The organism is Microbacterium sp. (assembly GCF_026393345.1).
Taxonomy (GTDB): Bacteria; Actinomycetota; Actinomycetes; order Actinomycetales; family Microbacteriaceae; genus Microbacterium.
This window is the reverse complement of record NZ_JAPLAI010000067.1, coordinates 44,311-50,397: the sequence shown is the minus strand read 5'-3', so window position 1 is coordinate 50,397 and position 6,087 is coordinate 44,311. Positions and strand designations below refer to the sequence as shown.

The window sequence follows — 6,087 nt, the reverse complement described above, 5'->3', positions numbered from 1 at the left end:
GTGGAGTTCGAGGTCGAGCAGGGCCCCAAGGGTCTGCAGGCCGCGAGCATTCGCCCGCTCTAAAGCCTCCTCACACGAAGGGCCGGGACGCTTCGTCCCGGCCCTTCGTCGCGCCCGGGTCAGTCCGGCGAGCCGCCGCCGCGGACGAGCTCCAGCCCCGCGCCGGCCAGCTGGCCGAGCGTCGCGGTGGGAAGGAACGCCCGGGTCAGCGCGAGCCCGATGCGGGTGAGGTCGCTCTCGTCGCGGTACAGGAGGTACATGGTCTCGTACCGCGGGTGGAACTTCTCCTTGAACCGGTGGAGAGACCGGAACCCGTAGACCGGTTCGAGCGCCTCGGCGAGCTTGCCGCTCAGCCCGGCGATGACGCCGGCGTCCGCCGGATATTCGTGGGTGAGCGGGGCCCCCGAGAGCGACATGATCTCGGCCCCTTCCTCCGAGAACGCCTTCGCCGATGACCCGATGAGGTACTCCATCACCGGCGGGAAGCCGCCGTCGCGACGGCGCATGAGATCCAGCGTCCACCCGCGAACGGTGCCGGCCTCGCCGTAGACCGGCAACCACGACAGGAACCCGTCGACGTCGCCGTTGGGGGCGAGGGCGACCGCGACGCGCACCGCGGGGTCGTCGGCCTCAGCGAGCGTCCCGAGGGTGAACCCCATCTCGGGTAGCCCCTTGTCCCCGACCCAGCCCTCCGAGATGGTGCGCAGCTGCGCACGCACGCCCCAGCTGACATCGCGCAGGTGCGTGAGCAGGAACGTCTCGCCCTCCCGCTCGGCACGGTTGAGGGAGGTGCGGATGCTGGCCCACGCCTTGCCGGTGAACTGCAGGCCCGGGAGGTCCACGATGGTGTCGTCCGCGACGATGAGGCTGCGCCAGCTCTCCGGCACCGCATCCCGGGTCGTCTCACCCGCGCTGAAGAAGCAGGGGACGAGTCCCGCACGCTCGGCGTCCGCGATGAATGCCTGCACCGACTCCGCACGGGTCCCCTCGGGTCCGAGCGGGTCGGCCAGGGCCAGCGCGACGCCGGACCGCCGGGCATACGCCACGATCCCCGCTCCGGTGCGCGCGTACCGGAGGCCGTCCCACGTGGTCATCCACGACAGCGTGCCGCCGCCGTGCCGGCGGAGCAGCTCGCGCACCTCGTCGCGGGTGGGCTCGGGCGCGGTGCCGAGCGCGGCACCCCGATGGGCGCGGAACGCCCGCCGCACCCAGATCAGATAGACCAGCAACGGAACCCACAGGGCGCTCGTCGCGAGGGTCAGCGAGACGTCGCCGTCGATGCCATCCTCGATCGCGGCGACGCCGAGGGTGTTCATCAGCACGATGAGGGTGACGAACGCCGTGATGTTCAGCGCCGTGAGCACCACGGCGAGCACCCAGGCCCACCGGCGACCGCCCCGCAGGCCGTGGGCGAGCAGGGCGATCACGGCGACGTCGATCGCGACGTCCCAGAACGACCCGGAGACGGGGGCGGACGACCCGAAGGGGCCATCGGTGGGCACGAGCAGCACGATGACCTCCATCACGCCCAGGGTCACCAGGACGATGAAGGCGACGAGGCGCTGCTCACGCACGGTGGTGCGCTGGATGCGCAGCGACCGGTCGACGAAGAGGACGAGGAGGACGGCGAGAAGGTGCTCGATGTCGTCGAGGTTCCCCCAGAACACCATCATGACGGTGACGAAGGCCAGCAGCACCAGCCATCCGCGCACCCGCCAGGGCTGCGCGAACAGGGTGATCGCCGCCGCGATGCACGCCATCGCCCCGCCGGAGGGGCCGACGTCCAGCATCGCCGCCTGTGCGACGGCCCACGGCCAGCCGGTCATCGACAGCAGCCACACGCCGAGCGCCGCGGCCAGCACCGCGAACAGCTGCCCGACGGCGTAGTACGCCAGCGCGACGCGGGTGCCGCGGCGGTATTCCAGGTAGGCCATCCCCCAGAATCCCGCGACGACGATGGGGTAGATCCACGGCTTCGCGGCGAGGAACGTCCCGGTGATCGGCGTCCACCAGCGCCCCGCATCGAAGGCCGGCAGGCCGTAGGCGAGGATGTCCCACAGCGGGTTCTGATCGAACGGCGACCACAGCGCGGTCGTGACGACGCCGACCACGAGCAGGAGTGCGACGAGCGACAGCGTCGCCGGGATGCGTCGGATCACGGCGAGCGCGGTCGGGCGCGTGGTGGGGCGCGGGCGCACGGCATCCGTCATGGGCTTCACCCTAGCGACGGGTGTTTTCCGCGATCGTGGGTCAGGCGGGGTCGTCGACGAGGAGGAGCGCGCGCAGCTGGTCGACGTCGTCGACCGCGGCCTGCGCCCCGTCGGCCTCGTAGGGCCAGCTGAACCCCCAGCGCACGAAGATGACGGGCACGTCGTTCGCGGCGCCGCCGTCCACGTCATGGTGACGGTCGCCGATGAGCACCGGCCGGGACACATCGACGCCGGCAGCTTCGAGCCGGCGCAGCGCTTCGGCGACGATGTCGGCCTTGTTCGCCAGCGTCTTCTCGTCCATGGTCGCGCCAGTAATGGCGGTGAGGTGCTCGGCGAGGCCGAAATGCTCCATCAGGGCCGTCACCTGGATCTCCGGCTTCGAGCTCGCGGTGCCCTGCGGCACCCCCGCCGCATCGAGGTCGGCCACCAGCTGTGCGAGGCCCGGGTACATCTTCACGTCGGTGGTGTACCCGTCGGCCTTCCCCAGCACGCGGTAGAAGGCCACCGCCTCGGTCGCCTGCTCCGGGGTCATCCCCGCCTGCCGCTGGAACGACTCGTGCATCGGCGGGCCGATCCAGTGCACCAGCTCGGCGCGGGTCGGTGCCGGCAGGCCGTAGTGGCCGAGTGTGATGGTGAGGCGGCGGAGGATTCCGTCGGAGGCGTCGACGAGAGTGCCGTCCACGTCCCAGAGGATGCAGGAGAAGGGGGAGCGGAGGGTCACTGCTCCACGGTATCGCGAGTCAGAACAGCCGCGGTGCGCCCGAGGCGGTGCCCTTCATGTCGTCGTAGTCGAGCGTGACGCACCGGATGCCGCGGTCGGTGGCCAGCACCTTCGCCTGCGGCTTGATCTCCTGCGCGGCGAACACCCCGCGCACCGGCGCCAGGTGCGGGTCGCGACCGAGCAGCTCGAGGTAGCGGGTCAACTGCTCTACGCCGTCGATGTCGCCGCGGCGCTTCACCTCGACGGCGATCGTGCCGCCGGCCGGGTCGCGCAGCAACAGGTCGACCGGGCCGATCGCGGTGGGGAACTCGCGGCGCACCAGGCTCAGGCCGTCGCCGATGAGCTCCACCTGCCCGGCGAGCAGCCGCTGCAGGTCGGCTTCGACACCGTCCTTCACGAGACCCGGGTCGACGCCGAGTTCGTGGGCCGAGTCGTGCAGGATCTCGTGCAGGTGGACGAGCAGTGCGTCACCGGTCTTCGTGTGCGTCACCCGCCATTGCTCGATGACGCCGATGCTCGCCGCATCCTCGTCCGGCTGCTGCACCTCGAGGCGGCAGGGCGGGCTCATCCAGTTCAGCGGCTTGTACGAACCGCCGTCGGAGTGGACGAGCAGGCTGCCGTCGGCCTTGTGTACCAGGAGTCGTGTCGCGAGGGGGAGGTGCGCGGTGAGTCGACCGGTGTAATCGACGGAGCAACGGGCAATGACAAGACGCACTCGTCGAGCCTACCCGCGCCGGGGGCGCCGCTCAGTGGTGGCCGCTGCCGACGGTCGTGCCGGGCAGCGGGCGTGCGGCGGCGGAGAAGAACCCGGATGCGGCGACCAGCGCGACGACGATGAACAGCGTGTTCAGCAGGCCGATGTGCTCGCTGATGAGCCCGAGGATCGGAGGGCCGGCGAGGAAGGCGACGTAGCCGATGGTTGCGGCGGCGCTGACGCGCGCAGCGGCTCGGGCCGGGTCGTCGCCGGCAGCCGACATGCCGAGGGGGAAGCCGAGCGATGCGCCGATGCCCCACAGCGCCGCGCCGACGCAGACGAGCGGAAGGGTCGGGGCGAGGATGAACAACAGGATGCCGGCGGTCGCGGCGACCGACAGCACGCGCAGCACCGCGACGCGCCCGAAGCGGTCGACGAGCGGCCCGCCAAAGACGCGGACCACCGTCATCGCGACCGAGAACACGGTGAGGCCGAGCGCGCCGAGCTCCTCCGGGGCGGCGTGACCCTCGACCACACCGAGAGCGAGCCAGTCGTTGGCACCGCCTTCGGCGAATGCCATCCCCAGCATGACGACGCCGAGGGCGTAGGTGCGAGGCTCTTTCCAGGCCGACAGGGCGACCGACAAGCGTTCACGCCAGCCGGCATGGGCGACCGGCTCATCCTGAGCGGCCTCCCGCACCGGGACGTGAGCGACGGCGACCACGGCGACCACGGCCATGACGGCGGCGACGATCACGAGGTGGGTGACGACCGAGAGTCCGGCCGAGATGAGCACGACGCCGAGGCCCGCACCCAGGACCGTGCCGAAGCTGAAGAAGGCGTGGAACAGCGGCAGGATCGTCTTCCCCGACTGCGCCTCGATCGCCGCGCCCTCCACGTTCATCATGACGTCGAGGCAGCCGTTGCCGAAGCCCCAGAGGACGAGGCCGAGGAGCACGAGCGGCAGCGACCCGAGCAGGTCCGTGCCGATGCCGATGAGCGCGATGCCGATCGCGAACGTGATCATCATCACGAGCATGCCGCGGCGGGCGCCGAGCCGGGCGAGCACGAGGGAGCTGACCGACAGGCCGAGGATCGAGGCGATGCCGCCGATGAGCAGCAGCACGCCGATCTCGGACCGGTTGATGTCGAGTGCATCCTTGATCGCGGGCACGCGGGAGGCCCAGGTGGCGATGCTGAGCCCGCTCGTCAGGAAGATCGCGAAGATCGCCGAGCGCCAGCGGACGTACTGGGAGCGGGTCAGGGTGGTATCCACCCGACCACTGTACCGAATCGATTCGATTGCACCACCGAAGGCCGAATCGATTCGAGTCGATCCCGGCTACCATCGGACCATGAGCGTGCGCAGAGCCACCATCGCCGACGTGGCGCGCGAGGCAGGCGTCGCGGCCTCGACGGCGTCGGTCGTGTTCAGCGGCAAGACACCGGTGTCGGAGCAGACCCGGCAGCGGGTGATCGAGGCGGCAGCATCCCTCGGGTACACCGGGCCCGACCCGCGGGCGGCGTCCCTGCGCCGCGGTCGATCGGGCATCGTGGGTGTCGTGTTCGGCGACCGGCTCGGCACGGCGTTCCTCGACCCGGTTACCACCGTGATGATGGATGGCCTCGCGGACGCCCTGGCCGACCTCGGCTCCGGGTTGCTCCTCCTGCGCGATGACGCCGCGGAGGGCGAACTGACGCTGAACTCCGCCCCCGTCGACGCCGTCGTCCTCATCGGATGCAGCACCCGGATGCGGGACGCCCTCGATGTGGTCCGTTCGCGCGGCCTCCCGGTCGTCGTCATCGAGGGCGATGCGGGGGAGGGCGTGCCGCAGATCCGCCTCGACAACCGCGAGGGACAGGCGGCCATCGCCCATCACCTCCGCGAGCTCGGACACGAGGACGTCGTGACCGTGACCCTCGCCCTCGACGCCCGGCGCGAGGCGGGCTGGGCGGAGGGCGTCACGGCGGGGGAGATCACCGTGGACGTGACGCGCGACCGGCTCGCGGGGGTCCGCGACGTCTTCCCCGACGCGCGGATCTACGTCACCCGCAGCAGCCTCGTCGACGAGGGCTACGCCGCGGGACAGGCCGTGCTCGCCCAGCAGCCGCGGCCGACCGCCGTCATCGCGCAGAGCGATCTGCTCGCTGTCGGCGTGGTCCGTGCGATCCGCGACGCAGGTCTCCGCGTGCCCGAAGACATCTCGGTGACCGGCTTCGACGGCATCTCGGCCGACGGCATCGCGCCGCTGACTCTCACCACCATGGTGCAGCCGGCGGCGGCGAAGGGGCGCGCCGCGGGCGCCGCGATCACGGCCATGCTGGCCGATGCAATGCCCGCATCCATCCACCTCACCACCACGTTCCGGCGCGGGGACACCTCTGCCCCGCCGCCGCCCCGCTCATAGCCGTCACGTAGACTGGGCCCCGACACCCCGATCGCCTGAGTCCGGTTCGCGCCG

5 protein-coding genes and 1 pseudogene are annotated in these 6,087 nt (G+C 71.2%); 2 read left to right on the top strand and 4 right to left on the bottom strand.

Annotated elements, in window-relative coordinates; translation table 11 throughout:
* Positions 1-63: pseudogene (locus NT132_RS13395) on the top strand (cold-shock protein); the annotation flags it as partial.
* A gap of 56 nt (positions 64-119) precedes the next feature.
* Here NT132_RS13395 and NT132_RS13390 read toward each other — a convergent pair.
* From NT132_RS13390 to NT132_RS13375, 4 genes are read right to left on the bottom strand one after another with little or no spacing between them, the layout of a single operon-like run.
* The gene (locus NT132_RS13390; RefSeq protein WP_297789871.1) at positions 120-2,210 is read right to left on the bottom strand and encodes a bifunctional lysylphosphatidylglycerol flippase/synthetase MprF; all 2,091 of its coding nucleotides are present in this window, start codon (positions 2,208-2,210) and stop codon (positions 120-122) included.
* Positions 2,211-2,250: 40 nt separating this feature from the next.
* On the bottom strand, positions 2,251-2,931 hold the full coding sequence (locus NT132_RS13385; RefSeq protein WP_297789869.1) for an HAD hydrolase-like protein: 681 nt from the start codon (positions 2,929-2,931) through the stop codon (positions 2,251-2,253).
* Positions 2,932-2,950: 19 nt separating this feature from the next.
* Positions 2,951-3,646, bottom strand: coding sequence for an endonuclease NucS (nucS, locus tag NT132_RS13380; protein ID WP_297789867.1), 696 nt, complete (start codon positions 3,644-3,646; stop codon positions 2,951-2,953).
* Positions 3,647-3,677: 31 nt separating this feature from the next.
* Entirely contained in the window at positions 3,678-4,901 is a 1,224-nt protein-coding gene (locus tag NT132_RS13375) for an MFS transporter (protein WP_297789865.1), read from the bottom strand.
* 79 nt (positions 4,902-4,980) lie between these two features.
* On the opposite strand from NT132_RS13375, the gene NT132_RS13370 reads away from it, so the two are divergent.
* Positions 4,981-6,033, top strand: a complete 1,053-nt coding sequence (locus tag NT132_RS13370) for a LacI family DNA-binding transcriptional regulator (RefSeq protein ID WP_297789863.1) — start codon at positions 4,981-4,983, stop codon at positions 6,031-6,033.
* Positions 6,034-6,087 lie beyond the last annotated feature (54 nt).

Excerpts from the sequence above, each read along its gene's own strand:
- NT132_RS13370 (WP_297789863.1), top strand. The coding sequence starts at position 4,981 with ATGAGCGTGCGCAGAGCCACCATCGCCGACGTGGCGCGCGAGGCAGGC.
- NT132_RS13390 (WP_297789871.1), bottom strand. The coding sequence starts at position 2,210 with ATGACGGATGCCGTGCGCCCGCGCCCCACCACGCGCCCGACCGCGCTC.